At 53.7% G+C, this 373-nt stretch carries 1 rRNA gene; it reads left to right on the forward strand.

What is annotated here, in order from left to right:
* Positions 1-373 (forward strand): 16S ribosomal RNA (locus AC1DJH_RS33090); the annotation flags it as partial.

The following is a 373-nucleotide window of genomic DNA, read 5'->3' on the forward strand; positions in this document are numbered from 1 at the left end:
CGGCTAACTACGTGCCAGCAGCCGCGGTAATACGTAGGTGGCAAGCGTTGTCCGGAATTATTGGGCGTAAAGCGCGCGCAGGCGGTCTTTTAAGTCTGATGTGAAAGCCCACGGCTCAACCGTGGAGGGTCATTGGAAACTGGARRACTTGAGTGCAGAAGAGRARAGTGGAATTCCACGTGTAGCGGTGAAATGCGTAGAGATGTGGAGGAACACCAGTGGCGAAGGCGGCTTTTTGGTCTGTAACTGACGCTGAGGCGCGAAAGCGTGGGGAGCAAACAGGATTAGATACCCTGGTAGTCCACGCCGTAAACGATGAGTGCTAAGTGTTAGAGGGTTTCCGCCCTTTAGTGCTGCAGCTAACGCATTAAGC

This window comes from Variovorax sp. 10N412, assembly GCF_056394985.1.